This is a genomic window from Oceanibaculum pacificum, assembly GCF_001618175.1.
Taxonomy (GTDB): domain Bacteria; phylum Pseudomonadota; class Alphaproteobacteria; order Oceanibaculales; family Oceanibaculaceae; genus Oceanibaculum; species Oceanibaculum pacificum.
In genome coordinates this window covers 1-20,234 of record NZ_LPXN01000098.1, presented here as the reverse complement: position 1 = coordinate 20,234, position 20,234 = coordinate 1, and the positions used below count along the sequence as shown (strand labels likewise).

Here is a 20,234-nt window from a genome sequence, read left to right as displayed (position 1 = left end):
ACCATGAACCTGTCGCGCCTCTTCATCCTGCGACCGGTCGCCACCTCGCTGCTGATGCTGGCGCTGTTGCTGTCCGGCATCCTGACCTGGCGGATGCTGCCGGTGGCGGCGCTGCCGCAGGTCGATTACCCGATCATCCAGGTATTCACCTTCCATCCCGGGGCCAGCCCGGACGTGACCGCGCGCACCATCACGGCGCCACTGGAGCGCCGGCTGGGCCAGATACCCGGCCTGAAGCAGATGTCCTCCAGCAGTTCCGGCGGGGCCTCGGTCATCACCCTGCAATTCGCGCTGACGGTCGATCTGGGCGTCGCCGAGCAGGAGGTGCAGTCGGCGCTGGCCACCGCCAACAGCCTGCTGCCGGCCGATCTGCCGGTGCCGCCGATCTATCGCAAGGTCAATCCGGCCGATGCGCCGATCCTCACGCTGGCGATCACCTCGCCAACGCTGGCTTTGCCGGCGGTGTACGATCTGGTGGATACCCGCATGGCGCAGAAGCTGGCGCAAGTCTCCGGCGTCGGGCTGGTCAGCCTGGCCGGCGGGCAGCGCCCGGCGATCCGCGTACAGGCCAATCCCGGCGCGCTGGCCGCCGCCGGCCTGACCATGGAGGATGTGCGGACCGTCATCGCCAACGCCAATGCAAACCAGGCCAAGGGCAGTTTCGACGGGCCGTACCGCACGACCATGCTGGACGCCAATGACCAGATCCGCACGGCCGAGGGCTATCGCCGCCTGATCCTGACCTGGAGCGAAGGCGGGGCGCTGCGGCTGGGCGATGTCGCCAAGGTGGTCGACGGGGCGGAGGATCGGTTCCTCGCCGCCTGGTCGGACAAGGTGCCGGCGGTCCTGCTGAACATCCAGCGCCAGCCGGGCGCCAATGTGATCGAGGTTGCCGACCGGGTGCGCGCATTGCTGCCACAGCTTTCGGCCAGCCTGCCGGCCTCGGTCGAGGTGGCGGTGCTGACCGACCGCACGCAGAGCATCCGCGCTTCCGTGCGCGACGTGCAGAAGGAGCTTATCTTCGCCGTGCTGCTGGTGGTGGCGGTGACCTACGCCTTCCTGCGCAATGCGCGGGCAACGATCATTCCCAGCGTGGTGGTGCCGCTGTCGCTGGTCGGCACCTTCGGCGTGATCTATCTGGCCGGCTTCTCGATCAACAATCTGACGCTGATGGCGCTGACCATCGCCACCGGCTTCGTGGTCGACGACGCCATCGTCATGCTGGAGAACATCGCCCGGCACCGGGAGGCCGGGCTGTCGCCGATGCAGGCGGCGCTGAAGGGGGCGGCGGAGATCAGCTTCACCCTGGTGTCGCTGACCGTCTCGCTGGTCGCGGTGCTGATCCCGCTGCTGTTCATGGGCGATGTGGTGGGAAGGCTGTTCCATGAATTCGCCGTCACCCTGGCCATCGCCATCCTGATCTCGCTGGCGGTGTCGCTGACGCTGACGCCGATGATGAGCGCCCGGATGCTGCCTGCCATGGCGCATCAGGCCGACCCGGAGAAGCCCAGCCTGATGGACCGGGTGATAACGCGCTACGGGCGGTGGCTCGATTGGGTGCTGGCGCATCGCGCGCTGGCGATGGCGGCGATGATGGCGACGCTGGCGCTGACCGCCATTCTCTACCTCGCCGTGCCCAAGGGGTTCTTTCCGGTGCAGGATAGCGGCGTGATCCAGGCGGTGACGGAAGCGCCGCAATCGATATCCTTCGCCGCGATGGCGGAACGCCAGCAGGCGCTGGCCGCGCGCATCCTGGAGGATCCGGCCGTCGCGAACCTGTCCTCCTTCATCGGCGTCGATGGCAGCAACGCCACGCTGAACAGCGGCCGCATGCTGATCAATTTGAAGCCGCATGCGGAGCGCGACGCCTCGGCAACGCAGATCATCGCGCGGCTGCGCCAGCGGATCGATGGGCTGTCGGGCATCACCGCCTGGTTCCAGCCGGTGCAGGAGCTGACCATCGAGGACCGGGTCAGCCGCACCCAGTTCCAATTCACCCTGACCCATCCCGATTCCGACGTGCTGGCCGATTGGGTGGCCCCGCTGATGGCCGGGCTGCGCGAGCGGCCGGAGCTGGCGGACGTCGCCAACGATCTGATGGAAGGCGGGCTGGAGGCCTATGTCGATATCGACCGTGACGCGGCCGCCCGGCTGGGTATCGACGTCACCCAGATCGTCAGCGTGCTGCAAAGCGCCTTCGCCCAGCGGCAGATTTCCACCATGTTCACCCAGTCCAACCAGTACCGGGTGATTCTGGAGGTCGATCCCGCCCACGCCACCGGGCTGCCGGCCCTGCAGGATGTGTATCTGCCGACGCCGGATGGCACGCCGGTCCCGCTGCTGTCGGTGGCGCGGGTGTCGCAGCGGCCGGCAAAGCTGCTGATCAATCATCAGGCGCAATTCCCGGCGGTGACCGTGTCGTTCAATTTGGCCGCGGGCGTCTCGCTGGGCGAGGCCGTGGCGGCCATCGAGGCGGTGGAGCGGGAAATCGGCCTGCCGATCGAGGTCGAGCGCCGATTCCAGGGCGCTGCCGAAGCCTTTCGTGCCTCGCTGTCGAACACGCTGTGGCTGATCCTGGCCGCCGTGGTCACGATGTATATCGTCCTGGGCGTGCTGTATGAGAGCACGATCCATCCCGTCACCATCCTGTCCACCCTACCGTCGGCGACGGTCGGCGCGTTGCTGGCGCTGTTGTTGACCGGCCAGCCGCTGGATTTGATCGCGGTGATCGGCATCGTGCTGCTGATCGGGCTGGTGAAGAAGAACGGCATCATGATGGTGGATTTCGCGCTGGAGGCGCAGCGCCATCAGGGGCTTACCCCGCGCGAGGCGATTCACCGCGCGGCCTTGCTGCGGTTCCGGCCGATCCTGATGACCACGCTGGCGGCCCTCTTCGGCGCGCTGCCGCTGATGCTGGCCAGCGGGTCGGGGGCGGAGCTGCGTCAGCCGCTGGGCCTGGTCATGGTCGGCGGGCTGCTGGTCAGCCAGGTGCTGACGCTGTTCACCACGCCGGTGGTCTATCTGTTCTTCGACCGGCTGACCCGCCGGCGGAAGGACGCAACGGTCGCGGTCTCGGGCGACCGGCCGGCATGAATATCGCCCGGCCCTTCATCCGGCGGCCGATCGGCAGCGCGCTGATGGCGCTGGCGCTGGTTCTGGTCGGCCTGACGGCCTGGCGGCTGTTGCCGGTGTCGCCCCTGCCGCAAGTCGATTTTCCCACCATCGTGGTCACCGCCACTCTGCCGGGGGCCAGCCCGGAAAGCATGGCGGCCACTGTCTCCACGCCACTGGAGCGCGCGCTGGGCAGCATCGCCGGCATCTCGGCGCTGACCTCTTCCAGCGCCCAGGGCACGGCCAGCATCATCCTGCAGTTCGAGCTGGGGCGTGATATTCACGACGCCGCGCGCGACGTGCAGGCGGCGATCAACGCGGTGCGCAACCAGTTGCCCAGCGGCATGCCCAATCTGCCGACCTATCGGAAGATCAACCCGTCACAGGCGCCGATCATGGCGCTGGCGATCAGTTCGCCCAATCTGTCGCCAGGGCAGATCTACGATCTTGCCTCCACCGTGCTGGCGCAGAAGATCGCGCAGATCACCGGCGTTGGCGAGGTCAGCCTGGGCGGCGCCTCGCTGCCGGCGGTGCGGGTACAGCTTAATCCCGGCATGCTGGCGCATTACGGTATCGCGCTGGACGAGGTGCGGACCGCCATCGCCCAGGCCAACCCGGTGCGCCCGCTGGGCCAGCTTGAGGGCGGCGAGCGGCGCTGGCAGCTGAACACCAGCGACTCCTTGCGCCGGGCGGCCGAGTACGCGCCCCTGGTGATCCGCTGGCAGGATGGGGCGGCGGTGCGGCTGGGCGACGTGGCGACGGTGACCGATTCGGTGGAGAACCGCTACCGCAGCGGCTTCCATAATAATCAGCCGGCGGTGGTGCTGATGATCAGCCGCCAGACCGGGGCCAATATCGTCGAGACCATCGACGCCATCGATGCGCAATTGCCCGCCCTGCGCGCCCTGCTGCCGGCCGATGCGACGCTGAGCGTGGTGATGGATCGTTCGCCCGGGATTCGGGCGACGCTGAAGGAAGCGCAGATCACCCTGCTGATCTCCGCCCTGCTGGTCGTGCTGGTGGTGTGGATGTTCCTGGGCAGCCTGCGTACCGCGCTGATCCCCACCCTGGCGATCCCGGTGTCGCTGATCGGCACCTATGCGGTGATGTATCTCTATGGTTTCTCACTGAACAACCTGTCGCTGATGGCGCTGATCGTGGCGGCCGGCCTGGTGGTCGACGACGCCATCGTGGTGCTGGAGAATGTGCAGCGCCATATCGAGCGCGGCATGGCCCCGTACCGCGCAGCGCTGCGCGGCGCGGCGGAAGTGAATTTCACCCTGCTGGCGATGAATTTCTCGCTGGTGGCTGTGTTCCTGTCGATCCTGTTCATGGGCGGGCTGATCGAGCGGCTATTCCGCGAATTCTCGATTACGCTCACCGCCGCCATCCTGATCTCGCTGCTGCTGTCGCTGACCCTGACGCCCAGCCTGTGCGCGCATCTGCTGCCCCCCCGTGCGGAGCGGCCGTCAGGCCGGCTGGCGCGGGGCGCCGGCGCCGTGTTCGGCGAGCTGAAAGCACTGTATGCCGATAGCCTGAGCTGGTCGCTACGGCATGGACCGGTGATCCTGCTGCTGCTGGGGGCGGTCATCGGCCTGAACGTCTATCTGTATATCAGCGCGCCGAAAGGGCTGCTGCCGCAGCAGGATACCGGGCAGATCCGCGGCTTCGTGCGCGGTGATGACGGTTTTTCCTTCCAGGTGATGCAGCCGAAGATCGAGGCCTATCGCCGGCTGCTGCTGGCCGACCCGGCGGTGCGGGACGTGGTCGGCACCAGCGGCGATGGCGGCGGCGTCAGCAATGCCCGCCTGACCGTGCGGCTGAAGCCGCTGGCCGAGCGCGGTGTCAGCGCGCAGCAGGTGATCGACCGCATCCGCGCCAAGGTGCCGCCGGTGCCGGGCGGCATCCTGATCCTGAATGTTGACCAGGACATCCAGTTCGGCCTGTCGTTCAACCAGAGTCAGTCGGAGCTGGTGCTGATGGCCGACGATCTGGCGTTGCTGCAACGCTGGTCGCGCCGTGTCTCCGAGGCGATGCAGAACATGCCGGAACTGGTCGATGTCGACGCGGTCGGCGACGAGGGCACGCAGCAGGTGATGCTGGAGATCGACCGCGACGCGGCGCGTCGACTGGGCGTCGATACCCAGACCATCGCGTCGATCCTGGGCAATTCCTTCTCGCAGCGCCAGGTCGCCACGCTGTACGACAACCAGAACCAGTACCGCGTGGTGATGGAGCTGGCGCCCGGCTATACCGCCCAGCCGGCCGTGCTGGAGCAGCTTCAGGCGATCACGGCGGATGGCGCGCGGGTGCCGCTCTCCGCCTTTACCCGCTACAGCTATGGGCTGGGGGACGACCGCATCTATCATGACTCGCAATTCGCGGCGACCGGCATCGGCTATTCCCTGGCCCCCGGCGTGGATACGCAACAGGCGTCCGAGGCGATCGACCGCATGCTGGCGGAGGTGATGCTGCCGACCGAGGTGCAGGCCCGCATGGGCGGCCGCGCGCGCGGCCTGCAACAGAGCATGGACGCGCAGCCCTGGCTGATCGCCGGTGTGCTGCTAACGGTCTATCTGCTGCTGGGGGTGCTGTATGAAAGCACCCTGCACCCGCTGACCATTCTGTCGACGCTGCCCTCGGCCGGGGTTGGCGCGTTGCTGGCGCTGCGGGCCGGCGGCATCGAATTCAGCCTGATCGCCCTGCTGGGATTGTTCCTGCTGATCGGCATCGTCATGAAGAACGCGATCCTGATGGTCGATTTCGCGCTGGAGGCGGAACGCCGCGACGGGCTGACGCCGGCCGAGGCGATCCATCGCGCCGCCCTGCTGCGGCTGCGGCCGATCCTGATGACCACCGGCGCGATGGTGCTGGGCGCGGTGCCGCTGGCCATGGGCATCGGCGAGGGCTCGGAAATGCGCCAGCCGCTCGGGGTGGCGATCATTGGCGGGCTGGCTGTCAGCCAGCTTCTCACGCTCTACACCACGCCTGTCGTCTACCTCTATTTCGAACGGCTCCGGCTTTGGAGCCTACGCCGCGCCGCCCGCTCGGGATATGCCTCATGAGCCTCGCCCGTTTCCGCCGGATCCTGCTTGCCCTGCCGCTCTTCGCCCTTGGCTGCACGATGGGGCCGGATTACAGCCGCCCGGCGGTTCCGCTGCCCGCCGCCTATAAGCATGAGGGCGGCTGGCGCAGCCTGCCTGACGCCGCCCAGCCCCAGCCCAACGCGCCCTGGTGGGCCGTCTATAGCGACCCGCAGCTGGACCGGATGATGCGGCTGGTGGCCGAGTCCAACCAGTCGGTGGCGCAGGCGCAGGCGCGCTATCGCCAGGCGCAGGCGCAGCTTCAGGTCTCGCGGGCCGACGGGCAGGTGCAGGTCGAGGGCTCGTCCGGGGTTCAGCGCAGCGGCGGCAGTGGCGGCGGGGGGGGTGGGCGCAGCGGCGGCTCCAGCATCGACGGCACGCGCTATGAGGTTGGGACGACGGTAAGCTGGATGCCCGATCTGTGGGGCCGCGTGCGCCGCCAGACCGAGGCCGACCGGGCCGCCATCGACAGCAGCGCCGCCGATCTGGCCGCCATCCGCCTCGGCATTCAGGCGACGGCGGCGCAGGCCTATATGCGGATTCGCGCCATCGACCGCTATATGGACCTGCTGAACCAGACGATGGAGGCCTATGCCCGCTCGCTGGCGCTGACGCGCAATCAATATGCCGCCGGTCTGGTCGCCCGCGCCGACGTGATCCAGTCGGAAACCCAGCTGCAATCGCTGCGCACCCAGAAATCCGATCTGCAGCGCCAGCGCCTGCTGGAGGAAAACGCCATCGCCGTGCTGCTGGGCGGCCCGCCCGCCGGCTTCGGCCTGGAACTGACCGCCGAATTGCCGCCGCCGCCGCCGGTGCCGGCGCAATTGCCGGCCTCCCTGCTGGCCCGCCGGCCGGATGTGGTGGCGGCCGAGCGGCAGGTCGCCGCCGCCAATGCCCGCATCGGCGTGGCGGAGACCGCCTGGTATCCGGACATCACGCTTAGCGCCCAGGCGGGCTTGCAGGAAGGGCGCTTCACCGACCTGCTGAACGCGCCGCAATTCTTCTGGTCGCTGGGCCCGGCGCTGGCGCTGACCCTGTTCGATGGCGGCCGGCGCAGCGCCGTTCTGGAACAGACCCGCGCGCAATATGACGAGCAGGTCGCCGCCTATCGCGAAACCTTCCTTACCGGCATGCGGGAGGTCGAGGATGCGCTGGCCTCGTTGCAGACGCTGGCCGAGAAGGCGGTGCAGCAGCAGCGCCTGGTCGAGTTGGCGGAGGAGAATGAGCGCGTGGTCACCAACCGCTATCGCGCCGGGCTGGTGACGTTTCTGGAAGTCTCGGTGGCGCAGAACCTGACCTTTACCAGCCGCCGCACCGCCCTGGAAATCCGCGCCGACCGCCTGGCTGCCTCCATCCAGCTCGTCACCGCCCTGGGCGGCGGCTGGCAGCCTGAGCAATAGCAGCGGACGGGTGGGAGGCGATCAAGGCTACGGGCAATAGCGACAATCTCGTCTCCTCCAGCCTCAGGCTGAAGCGCCGGTGGCCGGCTTTGGTATTTCTGATAGGCGTAAGCATGCTGAAGAATCCCTTCTGTGAGGGGCCGGCCGCCCAAATATCGGCAGGCCGTGTGTCATAGCGACATGTGCTAGAAACCTGTACTAGCAGTCACTCACGGAGTGCTGTAGAGCATTGAATTTAAAAAAGAAAATTAGAGTTGGCTGGGGGACCTGGATTCGAACCAGGGTTGACGGAGTCAGAGTCCGTAGTCCTACCGCTAGACGATCCCCCAACCGGGGGGCAGGAGACCGGCTGGTCCGGCGGTGCGGACAGCCGCGGCAGGTCCCTGCCCACGAGAGGGCGGTTGTCTATCACAAGAATTCGGGCTTGTTAACCCCCAAACGCGCAGTCTTCGGGGGCCGGGAGCGGGACCGGGAGAAGGAACGGCGGGCGCGGCCTCCTGGCGCGGCATTTTAGCCGGGTTCAGGCGGCGGCGGCCCTGGGGGCTGGAGCTTGGGGGCGGGTCCGTATACGATGCATATACCGCATGCTGGAAAATGCGGAGAGCGTATATAAATTATTTAAAATACGTTCTATTATCCGTTGACTATGTACGGCACGCCAAGGATTCCGTCGGACCGCATGAGTATCAGCAAGCCATATGGGGCGAAGGACGAACGGGGAGGGGCTGTGGGCCTCGCCGCGCCGTTGCCGTCGGCTGCTGCCTCTTCTGGTGCACCGGTTCTGGCGGCGCTCGATCTCGGCACCAATAACTGCCGGCTGCTGATCGCCAAGCCGGCGCGGCGCGACCATGCCTGCGAGGGCTTCCGCGTGATCGACGCGTTTTCGCGGATCGTGCGGCTGGGCGAGGGCATCTGCCATTCGGGTCTTTTGTCCCAGGCGGCGATGGACCGCACGGTCGATGCGCTGCGCATCTGCGCCGACAAGATGCGCCGGCGCAATGTCAGCCTGTCGCGCGTGGTGGCGACCGAGGCCTGCCGCCGCGCCACCAATTGCGAAGGCTTCCTGCAGCGGGTAAAGCGCGAAACCGGCCTGGATATCGAGATCATCTCGACCGAGGAGGAGGCGGCCCTGGCCGTCGCCGGCTGCGTGCCGCTGCTCGACCGGCGCACGCCTTACGGGCTGGTGTTCGATATCGGCGGCGGCTCCACCGAGGTGTCGTTCTTCCGGCTGGAGGGCGAGCGCGATTACGAGCTGCGCAAAATCGTCTCCATCCCGCTCGGCGTCGTCACGCTGGCCGAGCAGTTCGGCGGCAAGCATGTCGGCCCGGCGATCTACGAGGCGATGGTGACCGAGGTTTCGCCGCATCTGGAGAAGTTCGAGGCGATCTGCTCCATCGGCAAGCGCATTCAGGCCGGCGAGGTGCAGATGCTTGGCACCTCCGGCACGGTGACGACGCTGGCCGGCATGCATCTGGGGCTGCCACGCTATGACCGCTCCAAGGTCGATGGCACCTTCCTGGGCTTCGATCAGGTGAACGCCATGACCCGCCGGCTGGTCGATCTGGATTACGCCGGCCGGGCGGCGCAGCCCTGTATCGGCCAGGACCGGGCCGATCTGGTGCTGGCCGGCTGCGCCATCCTGGACGCGATCTGCCGGCGCTGGCCGGTGGGCCGGCTGCGCGTCGGCGACCGTGGGGTGCGCGAAGGCATCCTGTTCGGCCTCTTGGCCCGGCACGAAGCCACGCGCCGGCGCGACCACCAGGCCTATCGCCGCATCGCCCTGTAAGCAGACAATGGAGTGTTCGGCATGAGCCGCGGACGAGGATCGTCAGGGCGGGGCGGGGGCAATAGCGGCGGCGGGAGCGGCCAGCGCCAGGTCGCCGTGCGGGTGAAGACCGCGCGCAAGCGCACGCATTCCTCGACCCTGTGGCTGCAGCGCCAGCTCAACGACCCCTATGTGGCGGAGGCCAAGCGCCAGGGCTATCGCTCGCGCGCGGCCTTTAAGATCGTGCAGCTCGACGAGAAGTTCGGTTTCTTCAAGGGCGCCAAGCGCATCGTCGATCTGGGGGCGGCTCCTGGCGGCTGGAGCCAGGTGGCGGCGGAGCGGGTGCCGGGCGCGAAGATCGTGGCGCTCGATATCCTACCGATGGACGAGTTGCCGGGCGTCGAGGTGCTGTTGCAGGATTTCCTGGCCGATGAGGCGCCGGAGCGGCTGAAGGCGGCGCTGGGCGGGCCGGCCGATGTTGTGCTGTCCGACATGGCGCCGCCGACCACCGGCCATACCAAGACCGACCATCTGCGCATCATCGGCATGTGCGAGATGGCGCTGGAATTCGCCATCGAGGTGCTGGCGCCGAACGGCGTGTTCGTCTGCAAGGTGTTCCAGGGCGGCACCGAAGGCACGCTGCTCAGCCGCATGAAGCAGTGCTTCGCCAGCGTGAAGCACGCCAAACCCCCGGCCAGCCGCGCCGATTCGGCGGAGCTGTATGTCGTGGCTGCCGGGTTCAAGGGCCAGACCGCGGCGGAAGGCTGAGCCTCGGCCGCGGCCGCGGCAGGGCTGCCGCGCGCACCCCCCGCATCCGCCTGCCGCATGGCTCCGGCCATTCTGGGACTTCACAGAATGGAAGCCTGGTGTATAGTGCGGCCCCGTTTGCATGGAGGCGCAATGCAGATCCGCGACGCGCTGACTTTCGACGACGTGCTTTTGGAGCCGGCGGAATCGAAAGTCATGCCCACCGAGGTCGATACCCGCACGCGGTTGACCCGGACCATCGAACTTGGCATCCCCCTTATTTCGTCCGCGATGGACACGGTCACCGAAGGCCGTCTGGCGATTGCCATGGCGCAGTCCGGCGGCATCGGCGTCGTGCATCGCAACCTGACCCTCGAACGTCAGGTGGAAGAGGTGCGCCGGGTGAAGAAATTCGAATCCGGCATGGTCGTCAATCCGGTCACCATCGACCCCGACGCCACGCTGGGCGAGGCGCTGGATCTGATGGCCGCGCACCATATCTCCGGCATTCCGGTGGTCGAGGAGAAGACCGGTAAGCTGGCCGGCATCCTCACCAACCGCGACGTCCGCTTCGCCCGCAACAAGGCGGAGCCGGTGCGTCAGTTGATGACCAAGGAGAATCTGATCACGGTCCGCGAGGGCATCGACCGTGAACAGGCCAAGGAATTGCTGCACCGCCACCGTATCGAAAAGCTGCTGGTGGTCGACGACGCCTATCGCTGCATCGGCCTCATCACGGTAAAAGATATCGAGAAGGCGCAGCTTTATCCCACCGCCACCAAGGACGAGAAAGGCCGGCTGCGCGCCGCCGCCGCCGTCGGCACCGGCGACGAGGCCATGGCCCGCGCCGAGGCGCTGTTCGACGCCGAGGTGGATGTGCTGGTGGTTGACACCGCGCACGGCCATTCGCAGAAGGTGATCGACACGGTCGGCCGGGTGCGCAAGCTGTCCAACTATACCCAGGTCATCGCCGGTAATGTGGCCACGGCGGAAGCGGCCAAGGCGCTGATCGGCGCGGGCGCGGATGCGGTGAAGATCGGCATCGGGCCGGGTTCGATCTGCACCACCCGCATCGTCGCCGGCGTCGGTATCCCGCAGCTCACCGCGATCATGGACACCAGCGCTGCCTGCCATGAGGCCGGCGTGCCGGCGATTGCCGATGGCGGCATCAAATTCTCCGGCGATCTGGCCAAGGCCATCGCCGCCGGCGCCGATGTGGCGATGATCGGCTCGCTGTTCGCCGGGACCGATGAAAGCCCGGGCGAGGTGTTCCTGTATAATGGCCGGTCCTACAAGGCCTATCGCGGCATGGGGTCGGTCGGCGCCATGGCGCGCGGTTCGGCGGACCGTTACTTCCAGCAGGAGGTGAAGGACACGCTGAAGCTGGTGCCCGAAGGCATCGAGGGTCAGGTGCCCTATAAGGGCCCGCTGGGCGCGGTGGTGCATCAGCTGGTCGGCGGCCTGAAGGCGGCGATGGGCTATACCGGCAGCCAGACCATCCCCGAGCTGCAGGAACGCGCGCGCTTCGTGCGCATCACCAATGCGGGCCTGCGCGAAAGCCACGTCCATGACGTGACCATCACCCGTGAGGCGCCGAACTACCGACGGGACGCGTGACCGCGGCGGGCGACGACAGCGCGTTCCAGGTTCGTGTCGCGGAATTCGACGATGCGGCCGGCATCGGGCGGGTGCAGATCGCCAGCCTGCGCGGCCTGCCGGTCGATTTCGACGATCCAACGGGGGATGAAGAAGGCCCGGCGCTGGAGGATGACGAGGATGGCTTCGCCGACATCCGCGCCGCCGCCTTCTGGGCCGATGTGATCGAATCGACCGAGAATGTCGTGCTGGTCGCCATCCTGCCCGCTCCGCCGCAGGGCGATGCGGACAAGCGCGAGAAGCAGCGCGACCATGTGGCCGGCTTCATCGCCTTCGGCCCGCCGCGCGACCTGCCCGACCCCGACCCTGATGACGTGCTGGCGGAGGAGATCGGCGAGATACCGCCGATCGACGCCGAAATCTACGCTCTGCATGTGGAGCCGGCCTATCGCGGCCACGGCATGGGCCGGCGGCTGATGGCGTCCGCCTTTCGCGCCATGGCCTCGGTCGACCAGCTCGCCGTGCGCGCCTGGACGGCCAGCAGCAACAGCGAGGCCGGGAGCTTCTATCTGTATTTCGGCGGCACGCCGTCGCTTCAGGCCGTCGCCCGCATCGGCGAGGCCGAAATTCCCGAAACCGCCTATGATTGGGTCGATATCCGCCGGGTCATCCCCCGGCTGGACAAGCCCGGCAATACCCCGTCGCCCCAAAGCTAACCCAGAGCGAGTAGCGAGCAGCCCGCCATGACAGACCGCATCCTGATCCTCGATTTCGGCAGCCAGGTCACGCAGCTCATCGCCCGGCGGGTGCGCGAGGCCGGCGTCTATTGCGAGATATTCCCCTTCAATGTCGATCCCGCCCGCATCCGGGAGTTTGGGCCCAAGGCGATCATCCTGTCCGGCGGGCCGGCCAGCCCGGCGGAGGAGGGCAGCCCCCGCGCGCCGCAGCTGGTGTTCGACATGGGCGTGCCGCTGCTCGGCATCTGCTATGGCCAGATGACCATGGCGGCCCAACTGGGCGGCACGGTGGAGAGCGGCCATCACCGCGAATTCGGCCGCGCGCTGCTGGATGTGAAGGCGCCCTCCGGCCTGTTCGACGGCGTCTGGGCGCCGGGCGAGAAGCACACGGTGTGGATGAGCCATGGCGACCGCATCACCCAGCTTCCCCCCGGCTTCAAGGTGAAGGGCGTGTCGCAGAACGCGCCCTATGCGCTGATCGAGGATGAGGGGCGGCACTATTACGGCCTGATGTTCCACCCGGAGGTGGTGCACACGCCGGACGGCGCGAAGCTGATCCATAATTTCGTGCTGAACGTCGCCGGCTGCAAGGGCGACTGGACCATGGCCGCGTTCCGCCAGCAGGCGGTGGAGGCGATCCGCAAACAGGTCGGCGCTGGCCGGGTGATCTGCGGCCTGTCCGGCGGCGTGGATTCCTCGGTGGCGGCGATCCTGATCCACGAGGCCATCGGCGACCAGCTGACCTGCGTGTTCGTCGATCACGGCCTGATGCGCCTGAACGAGGCGGAAGAGGTCGTGACCATGTTCCGCGACCATTACAACATCCCGCTGGTGCATGTGGATGCCAGCGACACCTTCATCGGCGCGCTGGAAGGCCAGAGCGACCCGGAGGTGAAGCGCAAGACCATCGGCAAGCTGTTCATCGACGTGTTCGAGGCCGAGGCGAAGAAGATCGGCGGCGCCGACTTCCTGGCCCAGGGCACGCTCTACCCGGATGTGATCGAGAGCGTCTCCTTCACCGGCGGCCCCAGCGTGACCATCAAGTCGCACCATAATGTCGGCGGCCTGCCCGCGCGCATGAACATGAAGCTGGTGGAACCGCTGCGCGAGCTGTTCAAGGACGAGGTGCGCGCGCTGGGCCGCGAGCTGGGCCTGCCCGACCGCTTCGTCGGCCGCCACCCCTTCCCGGGGCCGGGCCTCGCCATCCGCTGCCCCGGCGGCGTGACGCGCGAGAAGCTGGACATATTGCGCCAGGCCGATGCGGTCTATCTCGACGAGATCCGCAAGGCCGGCCTGTATGACGCGATCTGGCAGGCCTTCGCCGTGCTGCTGCCGGTGCAGACCGTCGGCGTGATGGGCGACGGTCGGACCTACGAGTTCGTCTGCGCGCTGCGCGCCGTCACCTCGGTCGATGGCATGACCGCCGACTTCTACCATTTCGACATGGAATTCCTGTCGCGCGCCGCCACCCGCATCATCAACGAGGTGAAGGGCGTCAACCGCGTGACCTACGACATCACCTCCAAGCCCCCCGGAACCATCGAGTGGGAGTGAGGGGGGCTTAGGCCGTCCAGGTCGAGGGCGGATAAGGCATACCGGACAGGCTCATCCAACGCTCCCGGTCATTCGAACCTGAAGGGTTCGGCCGGGCGGCGGTCGCGGACCTGTTCGATGCTTTGCTCCAGCGCCTCGATATCGGCGTTGGTGATGCCGATCTTGCGGCTCATCTCTGCCAGCGCTGTGCCGAGCCGTAGTCTGCCCTCGGGGGGCACGGCGGTCTCCAAAATGGTTTTCTTCAAGGGTAGTGAGGGTTTTGTCACCAACTTCTCATCTTGAAGAGTCTGCCACTTTCACCTTCATCGTGGAGCAGTAAAATAATCTCGTCAGACGTGAAAAGAGGATCAGTAGTACTTATTTTCGGCATGTCCGAGTCGATCAGAGTGATGATCGACTGGATGCCGAGTGCAGTATAGCGCCTAATCACGGCGAGGAGATTTTCTTTCTTACGGTCATCAAGCGATTCGAAAACGCCATCATGATAGGCAAAGCGAGGAAATTGGTCTTCCAGATGCGCGCGTAGCACTGCTAGGTCGAAGGCGATGCACAGAAGTTTCTTGTAGGTGTGACCACGATCGGCGCTGGTGGCATTCCCAGCTTCGTCGAGTAGTTCGGCTCCGAATTCTAGATGACCCTGCTGGTTGACGCCGACACTGAGCAGTGCCTTTCTGCCGATCACTTCCTCTACGATTTCGTTGAAGTACAGCCGGATAGACGAGAATAGGCTGTCCTTATCGGCGCTTCGTGCTTCGACATCAGCCTCGATCTCGGACTGGAGGTGAATTTTCTCTTCAGACAACGTGCGGATTTCGGTCCGCAGTTGCTGGAGACGGTGGATGAATTCGCGCTGCCGCTCTAGGGTTTCGATGTCAGCGCGTAGCGTCACTAACTCCCCCGATAGCCGCTTATATTTGGCAAATGAATCAGTTGCACTCAGGAACGACAACATCTCCGAGCGGCGCTTTCCAAGCGCGTTCAACTCGCTGTTGATAGTCTTGAGTTCGGCCTCTATCTCCGAGCGTTCTTCGACTAGATAGCCGTAACGCTCCTCAGTGATAGCCTTGTTGAAGGCGATGAGCTGCTCGAAATCCTTCTTCACCTGGCCAGAAAATAGAACGCCAGCTTCCTCAAACATTGCTCTCGCATCTTCGGGATCGAACAGGATTTGATCTTCTTCGAGTGAGGCGATGACTTTTTTGCGATTTTGCATAAGCGAGTATCGCTGCGCATTGAGTGTGGCGATCCGCTCATCAATCTGATCGACCACTTGCTTGGTGTCGGCCTTGTCCTGCGCACGGAAATCAAATGCGTCGAGCAGTTGCTGCTTCTTGTCTACTTCTTGGCGCTTCAACTGCAAGATACCGTCGATCTTGCTCGCATCCTCGAAGTCTCCTCCCATTTCCTGGCGGACTGTGGCGACCTTGCTCTGTTTATCTTCGAGCGCCTCTGCCTTCTCGTAGTGACTTGCGATGATAGCGGCGTTGAACCCAAGGATATGGGCGAGAAAGGGCTTCCAGTCAGCATGTTTGTTGGCAAATTTTCCTAGCTGAAACACATCGCCGAAATCGCTCTGCGACCGCAGGAAATAGCCAAGCCCTTTGCGGTAATGCCAAGGCTTGAGCGACCGCCAGTCGAGCAGGCTATCGAGCAACTCTTTGGCTCGGTCGAACGGCAGGTCGACATGGTCCCATTCTCTGTCTGGAAGCGACGTATAGTCCCTGTGGCGTGCAGCATGTTTCTTGAAGGCGATCTTGCTTGCCTCTTCGACTCCGCGCCGGACGGTCACATAACTGCCTTGGGCGAGCTCGATTTCTAGGAAGAATACGAAGTTGCGGAAACGATCTAAATGCTTGAAAAGGAAGAATTTAGAATCGCGGCCTGCTAGAAAACAAAAATCGAGCAACCTGCCGAGCGTTGTTTTGCCCAGATTATGCGTATCTCTGTTACGATTCTCTGGCAGGCGAATTTCGGCGAGCACAACATTGAGTTCAGGCGTAAACTCAATGGGCACGAAAATGTCGGGTTTGTTCGAATAGAGTTTAGATGGCTTCATTCTGGCCAACATATTCAAATGCATCGGTCTTGGGGTGGTATTCAACCAACCCCATAAGGTAGAGGAAATTTAGCGACGGCAAGAAAAGCACGTCGCCGCCGACAACAGCCTTGCGCGCATATGTGAAAAGTGAATTATAGTCGCAAAGTCGCTTTGTCCTCAGCTGCATAAGCAACAGTAAGGCGACGTTGATAACGGTGCGGTCAGGGTGTGCGTGTTTACTGGGCCTCAGCATCAGCCACCTTCCCGATGTCGCAGTTCCAGTACATATAGAATACCAGAGCGCGCGTTAGACGTTTATGCTTTGTCTGGCGCAGCACTGGATCACGCTCAAATAGCAGGTCGATCAGATAGTTCATCACCGCGTCAAAATTCTGATATTCTTTGCGTTTGGCAATGATCTTAAATTGGAATTCTTCGACTGCAGCTTCGTACGACTTTAGGATGCCAAGATTTTCCGGTGCGGCCAGGAAGGTACGAATCTGCGCAGTATCTTTCAAGTAGCGCCTACGCTGCTCTTTAGCATATTCCGCCGACATGCTGTTGATCTCATTCTTCTTCTCATAGCTGGTACGTTCACCCGGCGGTGCATCCAGCACCTCGGCGATCTCGGCATCATGACTGGCGAATGCCTGAACCACCAGCGCGAGCTCGTCCGGCGAGACGATCAGCGGTGAATCTACAGGATCAAGCTGGGCGAGCTTGGCCACCTCGGGAAATTCCTTTAGCCATAACTCGAGGCGCTCAACCCCGCACAGATAAATCGACGCCTCTGGAAGACCGCATTCTTTAGCAATGTGCGCCGTGATCACTTGGTCTGCATTGCCGGCGAGCCTGCGATTGGCGAACAAAAGATAATGGTCGATCTGCCCCGCATCGCGAAGCTTCCGAATGCGCGGCACTTCCTCCGCAATAACCGTATGAACCGAACCAGCGCTATAGAAATCGGATTCGCTGAAATGCTTGTTGTAGCCGTTGGTGTGCTTGGCCTGGATGATGGTCGTACCAACCCAGGGGGCGGCCTTGCTTGGGTGGATCTCGGCGGTGCCAACAAATTTTGCATCACGACCACCATCGGGGCCTTTGGCGAAACCCTTGACCGAAGTTCCGAGTAAGTGACGGCATAGAAGGATGATCAGCCTCTCGAACTGTTCATCGCTTAGATCTTCATATCGGTACATCATGGTGGCATTCGTCCGGTTCCGCCTCGCGAACGGAGGCCATCGTGACATGCGGGAGTGAAATGCATGACATTACAACCATTAGGTTAATACTAACCGCTCAGCATGCCATCGTCACCTCTTGTCTTGCTATCTGCAACTCGTTGTATTCCGTGTAAATTGCTAGCAGCAATGCACAATCACTGCCGTTCGCTGTAGGTATAAGGTGTCATCCCCCCTCTCATACCCCCACCTCCTCCACCAACCTTACGAGCTTGTCCGGGTTGCGGGTGATGTAGATGGCGGCGATGCGGCCGTCGCGTATGTCGAAGGCGGTGGTCTGCAGGATGCCGTCGCGTTCGCGGCTGAGATAGCCGGGCAGCCCGTCGATGCGCAGCGGGCGCAGCAGCACGATCTGCTCGGGGCTGTATTTCCGGCTTAAGCCCGCATAGAGGCGCAGGATGCGCGCCAGCCCGATAATCGGGTTGTGGAAGGCGATCACCTTGCCGCCGCCATCGGCGTGCAGCACCGCATCCTCGGCCAGCAGGGCGCTCAGGCTCTGCACATCCCCCTTGGAGGAGGCGTCGAAGAAGGCGCGGACCAGCCGCTCCCCTTGCTCCCGCCCGACCTGGTAGCGCGGTCGGGCTTCGCGCACATGCCTTCGGGCGCGTGACGCCAGCTGGCGCACGGCGGCCGGCTCGCGCTCCAGCGTCGCCGCGACCTCGCCCAGCGGTACGGCGAACACGTCATGCAGCAGGAAGGCGGCGCGCTCCAGCGGCGACAGCCGCTCCAGCGCCAGCATCAGGGTCAGGGTCAGCTCGTCCGCGCGGGGCTCCTCCTCCGGCGGCTCGGCGACCGGCTCCGGCAGCCAGGGGCCGATATAGGTCTCGCGCCGGGCACGGGCGGATTTCAGCGCATCCAGGCACAGCCTTGTCACGATGCGGCTGAGATAGGCCGCCGGCTCCGCGACGGCGCTGCGGTCGGCGGCCTGCCAGCGCAGCCAGGCCTCCTGCACGATATCCTCGGAGTCCGCGCGGGAGCCCAGCATGCGGTAGGCGAGACGCAGCAGCCTTGGCCGCTGCGCCTCGAACGGGCCGGTCAGGGCGGCCTGCGCGGTCAAGCGGCCGCCTTATCCACCGGATGCGCGGCGCGGAAGCCGACCTGCAGCCGGTTCCACACATTGATGGCGCCGATGGCGATGGTCAGGTCCACCTGTTCCTCCTCGCTGAACTCGGCCTTTACCAGGGCGTAATCCTCGTCCGGCGCGCCGGTTTCGGCAAGCAGGGTCAGCGCTTCGGTCCAGGCCAGGGCGGCACGCTCGCGCGGCGTGTAGAGCGAGGATTCGCGCCAGGCGTTCAGCATGTAGAGGCGCATCTCGGTCTCGCCGGAGGCGCGCAGCCAGGTCGAATGCATGTGGATGCAGAAGGCGCAGCCATTGATCTGCGAGGCCCGCAGCTTCACCAGCTCCAGCAGCCCATGGTCGAGGCTGCATTTCGACAGGGCCCCCTCCAGCGCCACCATGGCCTTGATCGGGCCGGTGCCAATTCCGTGCGGATTGTTCAGACGCGGTGTCATTTTCGCTTCCTCTCGTCGGGTTGAACAGGGTCGATGCCTGCCTGACGAGACAGAGGGGCGGAATGTGACACGCGCGACGGAATTTTTCGGCCGGGGCTACAGCCGCTCCAGATGCGCGTCGATCCGGTCCCGCAGCGCGGTCAGCGCGTCCTTCAGGGCGGTCAGCTCTTCCGGCGAGCAGCCGGCGGCGCGGCCGATTTCCGGCGGGATGCCCTGGGCGGCGGCGCGCAGGCCGCGGCCCTCCTCGGTCAGGCGGATCAGCACCTGGCGCTCGTCGGCGGGGTCGCGGGTGCGGGTGATGCGGCCGGCCGCTTCCAGCCGTTTCAGCAGCGGGGTGAGGGTGCCAGAATCGAGGAACAGCTTCTCGCCGATCTCCCGCACCGGCCGGCCATCGCGCTCCCACAGCACCAGCATCACCAGATATTGCGGATAGGTCAGGCCCAGCCGCTCCAGCAGCGGCCGGTACAGCCGGTTGAAGGCATGCGCGGTGGAATAGGCGGCAAAGCAGAGCTGGCTGCCCAGCGCCAGATAATCCGGCTGATTCAGGGGAGTGTTCTGCGTCATGTCTGCCTCTTCCAGTCGCCTGCGCCCTCTACTGATAAGGGATCGGCAGCCTGGGGGGCAAGGATTGTCGGCAAAAAGATTTTATAAAATTATATTTTGCACAATCTAAAATTCAAGCGTATGGTCGCTTACATAAACGGTCCACGCATTCCCTCTCACGCGAAAAGGAGTATCGATCATGAAGGTTCTGTATTCGACGGAAGCCACCGCCACGGGCGGCCGCGACGGCAAGTCGGGCACCAAGGACGGCACGCTCGCCGTGAAGCTCTCCACCCCGAAGGAGCTGGGCGGCGCGGGCGGCGACGGCACCAACCCGGAGCAGCTGTTCGCCACCGGCTATTCGGCCTGCTTCCTGGGGGCGCTGAAATTCGTCGCCGGCAAGGAGAAGGTGAAGGTGCCGGAAGACACCAGCGTCACCGCCACCGTCGGCATCGGCGCGCGCGACGACGGCCAGGGCTTCGGCATCGACGTGGCGTTGAAGATCGCCATTCCGGGCGTCGACAAGAAAATCGCCGAGGATCTGGTGCAGAAGGCCCACATCGTGTGTCCCTACTCGCACGCCACCAAGGGCAACATCGACGTCCGGCTGAGCGTGGCGTAAGGCAGGCTTAGTGTTGCGCCTTGAAGAGGGGCTCGCGGCCAGCGCCGCGGGCCTTTTCTTCGAGCGCTTTCAAGAGCGCGCGTTTGCCTTCGGTGCGGGCGATTCCGGTGTTCTGTCGAATCGGCAAGTCGTTTTTTGTGCCGCCATACCCTTCGAGACGCCCTTTCAGGGCTCCTCAGGGGGAGGGTGCTTTAGGACGTTCCAGTGGTGCGGCCTGGTGCACGCTTCCTCAGGTGAGGGCGCTTTAGGATGTTCCCGGTGCAGCTTGGTGACCCTCATGCTGAG

General features: G+C 64.7%; 16 protein-coding genes and 1 tRNA gene. 9 read left to right on the top strand and 8 right to left on the bottom strand.

Annotated elements, in window-relative coordinates; genetic code table 11:
- Positions 1-3: 3 nt before the first annotated feature.
- From AUP43_RS07950 to AUP43_RS07940, 3 genes are read left to right on the top strand one after another with little or no spacing between them, the layout of a single operon-like run.
- Positions 4-3,093, top strand: coding sequence for a multidrug efflux RND transporter permease subunit (locus tag AUP43_RS07950; protein ID WP_067554844.1), 3,090 nt, complete (start codon positions 4-6; stop codon positions 3,091-3,093).
- Positions 3,090-6,176 carry an efflux RND transporter permease subunit gene (locus AUP43_RS07945; RefSeq protein ID WP_157089275.1) on the top strand — a complete coding sequence of 1,029 codons (3,087 nt, stop codon included), beginning with the start codon at positions 3,090-3,092 and terminating at the stop codon, positions 6,174-6,176. Before AUP43_RS07950 ends, AUP43_RS07945 begins: the two co-directional genes overlap by 4 nt.
- Positions 6,173-7,594, top strand: coding sequence for an efflux transporter outer membrane subunit (locus AUP43_RS07940; RefSeq protein WP_067554841.1), 1,422 nt, complete (start codon positions 6,173-6,175; stop codon positions 7,592-7,594). Before AUP43_RS07945 ends, AUP43_RS07940 begins: the two co-directional genes overlap by 4 nt.
- A gap of 255 nt (positions 7,595-7,849) precedes the next feature.
- On the opposite strand, the gene AUP43_RS07935 is transcribed toward AUP43_RS07940, so the two are convergent.
- Positions 7,850-7,923 (bottom strand) — tRNA-Gln (locus tag AUP43_RS07935).
- Positions 7,924-8,273: 350 nt separating this feature from the next.
- On the opposite strand from AUP43_RS07935, the gene AUP43_RS07930 reads away from it, so the two are divergent.
- The 5 genes from AUP43_RS07930 to guaA all read left to right on the top strand — a co-directional run bounded on the left by AUP43_RS07930 (position 8,274) and on the right by guaA (position 13,993).
- Positions 8,274-9,380: a Ppx/GppA phosphatase family protein gene (locus AUP43_RS07930; RefSeq protein ID WP_067554838.1), complete on the top strand. Its 1,107-nt coding sequence runs from the start codon at positions 8,274-8,276 to the stop codon at positions 9,378-9,380.
- Positions 9,381-9,401: 21 nt separating this feature from the next.
- The gene (locus AUP43_RS07925; protein ID WP_067554835.1) at positions 9,402-10,127 is read left to right on the top strand and encodes an RlmE family RNA methyltransferase; all 726 of its coding nucleotides are present in this window, start codon (positions 9,402-9,404) and stop codon (positions 10,125-10,127) included.
- A 132-nt stretch (positions 10,128-10,259) separates the two neighbouring features.
- Entirely contained in the window at positions 10,260-11,723 is a 1,464-nt protein-coding gene (gene guaB, locus AUP43_RS07920) for an IMP dehydrogenase (protein ID WP_067554831.1), read from the top strand.
- The gene (locus AUP43_RS07915; protein WP_067554828.1) at positions 11,720-12,418 is read left to right on the top strand and encodes a GNAT family N-acetyltransferase; all 699 of its coding nucleotides are present in this window, start codon (positions 11,720-11,722) and stop codon (positions 12,416-12,418) included. The genes guaB and AUP43_RS07915 overlap by 4 nt, the downstream gene beginning before the upstream one ends.
- A 27-nt stretch (positions 12,419-12,445) precedes the next feature.
- Positions 12,446-13,993 carry a glutamine-hydrolyzing GMP synthase gene (gene guaA / locus AUP43_RS07910; protein ID WP_067554825.1) on the top strand — a complete coding sequence of 516 codons (1,548 nt, stop codon included), beginning with the start codon at positions 12,446-12,448 and terminating at the stop codon, positions 13,991-13,993.
- A gap of 68 nt (positions 13,994-14,061) precedes the next feature.
- On the opposite strand, the gene AUP43_RS07905 is transcribed toward guaA, so the two are convergent.
- The 7 genes from AUP43_RS07905 to AUP43_RS07875 form a co-directional block, all read right to left on the bottom strand.
- The gene (locus tag AUP43_RS07905) at positions 14,062-14,238 is read right to left on the bottom strand and encodes a hypothetical protein (protein WP_198154849.1); all 177 of its coding nucleotides are present in this window, start codon (positions 14,236-14,238) and stop codon (positions 14,062-14,064) included.
- A gap of 17 nt (positions 14,239-14,255) precedes the next feature.
- Positions 14,256-16,073, bottom strand: coding sequence for a DUF2326 domain-containing protein (locus AUP43_RS07900; protein WP_232314919.1), 1,818 nt, complete (start codon positions 16,071-16,073; stop codon positions 14,256-14,258).
- Positions 16,036-16,218 carry an ABC-three component system middle component 8 gene (locus AUP43_RS19645; RefSeq protein ID WP_322096402.1) on the bottom strand — a complete coding sequence of 61 codons (183 nt, stop codon included), beginning with the start codon at positions 16,216-16,218 and terminating at the stop codon, positions 16,036-16,038. The genes AUP43_RS07900 and AUP43_RS19645 overlap by 38 nt, the downstream gene beginning before the upstream one ends.
- A gap of 49 nt (positions 16,219-16,267) precedes the next feature.
- The gene (locus AUP43_RS07890) at positions 16,268-17,233 is read right to left on the bottom strand and encodes an ABC-three component system protein (protein WP_067554815.1); all 966 of its coding nucleotides are present in this window, start codon (positions 17,231-17,233) and stop codon (positions 16,268-16,270) included.
- A 217-nt stretch (positions 17,234-17,450) separates the two neighbouring features.
- Positions 17,451-18,329 carry a sigma-70 family RNA polymerase sigma factor gene (locus AUP43_RS07885; RefSeq protein WP_067554812.1) on the bottom strand — a complete coding sequence of 293 codons (879 nt, stop codon included), beginning with the start codon at positions 18,327-18,329 and terminating at the stop codon, positions 17,451-17,453.
- Positions 18,326-18,784, bottom strand: coding sequence for a carboxymuconolactone decarboxylase family protein (locus AUP43_RS07880; protein ID WP_008944399.1), 459 nt, complete (start codon positions 18,782-18,784; stop codon positions 18,326-18,328). Before AUP43_RS07880 ends, AUP43_RS07885 begins: the two co-directional genes overlap by 4 nt.
- 96 nt (positions 18,785-18,880) lie before the next feature.
- The gene (locus AUP43_RS07875; protein WP_067554809.1) at positions 18,881-19,348 is read right to left on the bottom strand and encodes a MarR family winged helix-turn-helix transcriptional regulator; all 468 of its coding nucleotides are present in this window, start codon (positions 19,346-19,348) and stop codon (positions 18,881-18,883) included.
- A gap of 178 nt (positions 19,349-19,526) precedes the next feature.
- Between AUP43_RS07875 and AUP43_RS07870 the strand changes: the two genes are divergently transcribed.
- Positions 19,527-19,949: an organic hydroperoxide resistance protein gene (locus AUP43_RS07870; protein WP_067554806.1), complete on the top strand. Its 423-nt coding sequence runs from the start codon at positions 19,527-19,529 to the stop codon at positions 19,947-19,949.
- Positions 19,950-20,234: the final 285 nt, after the last annotated feature.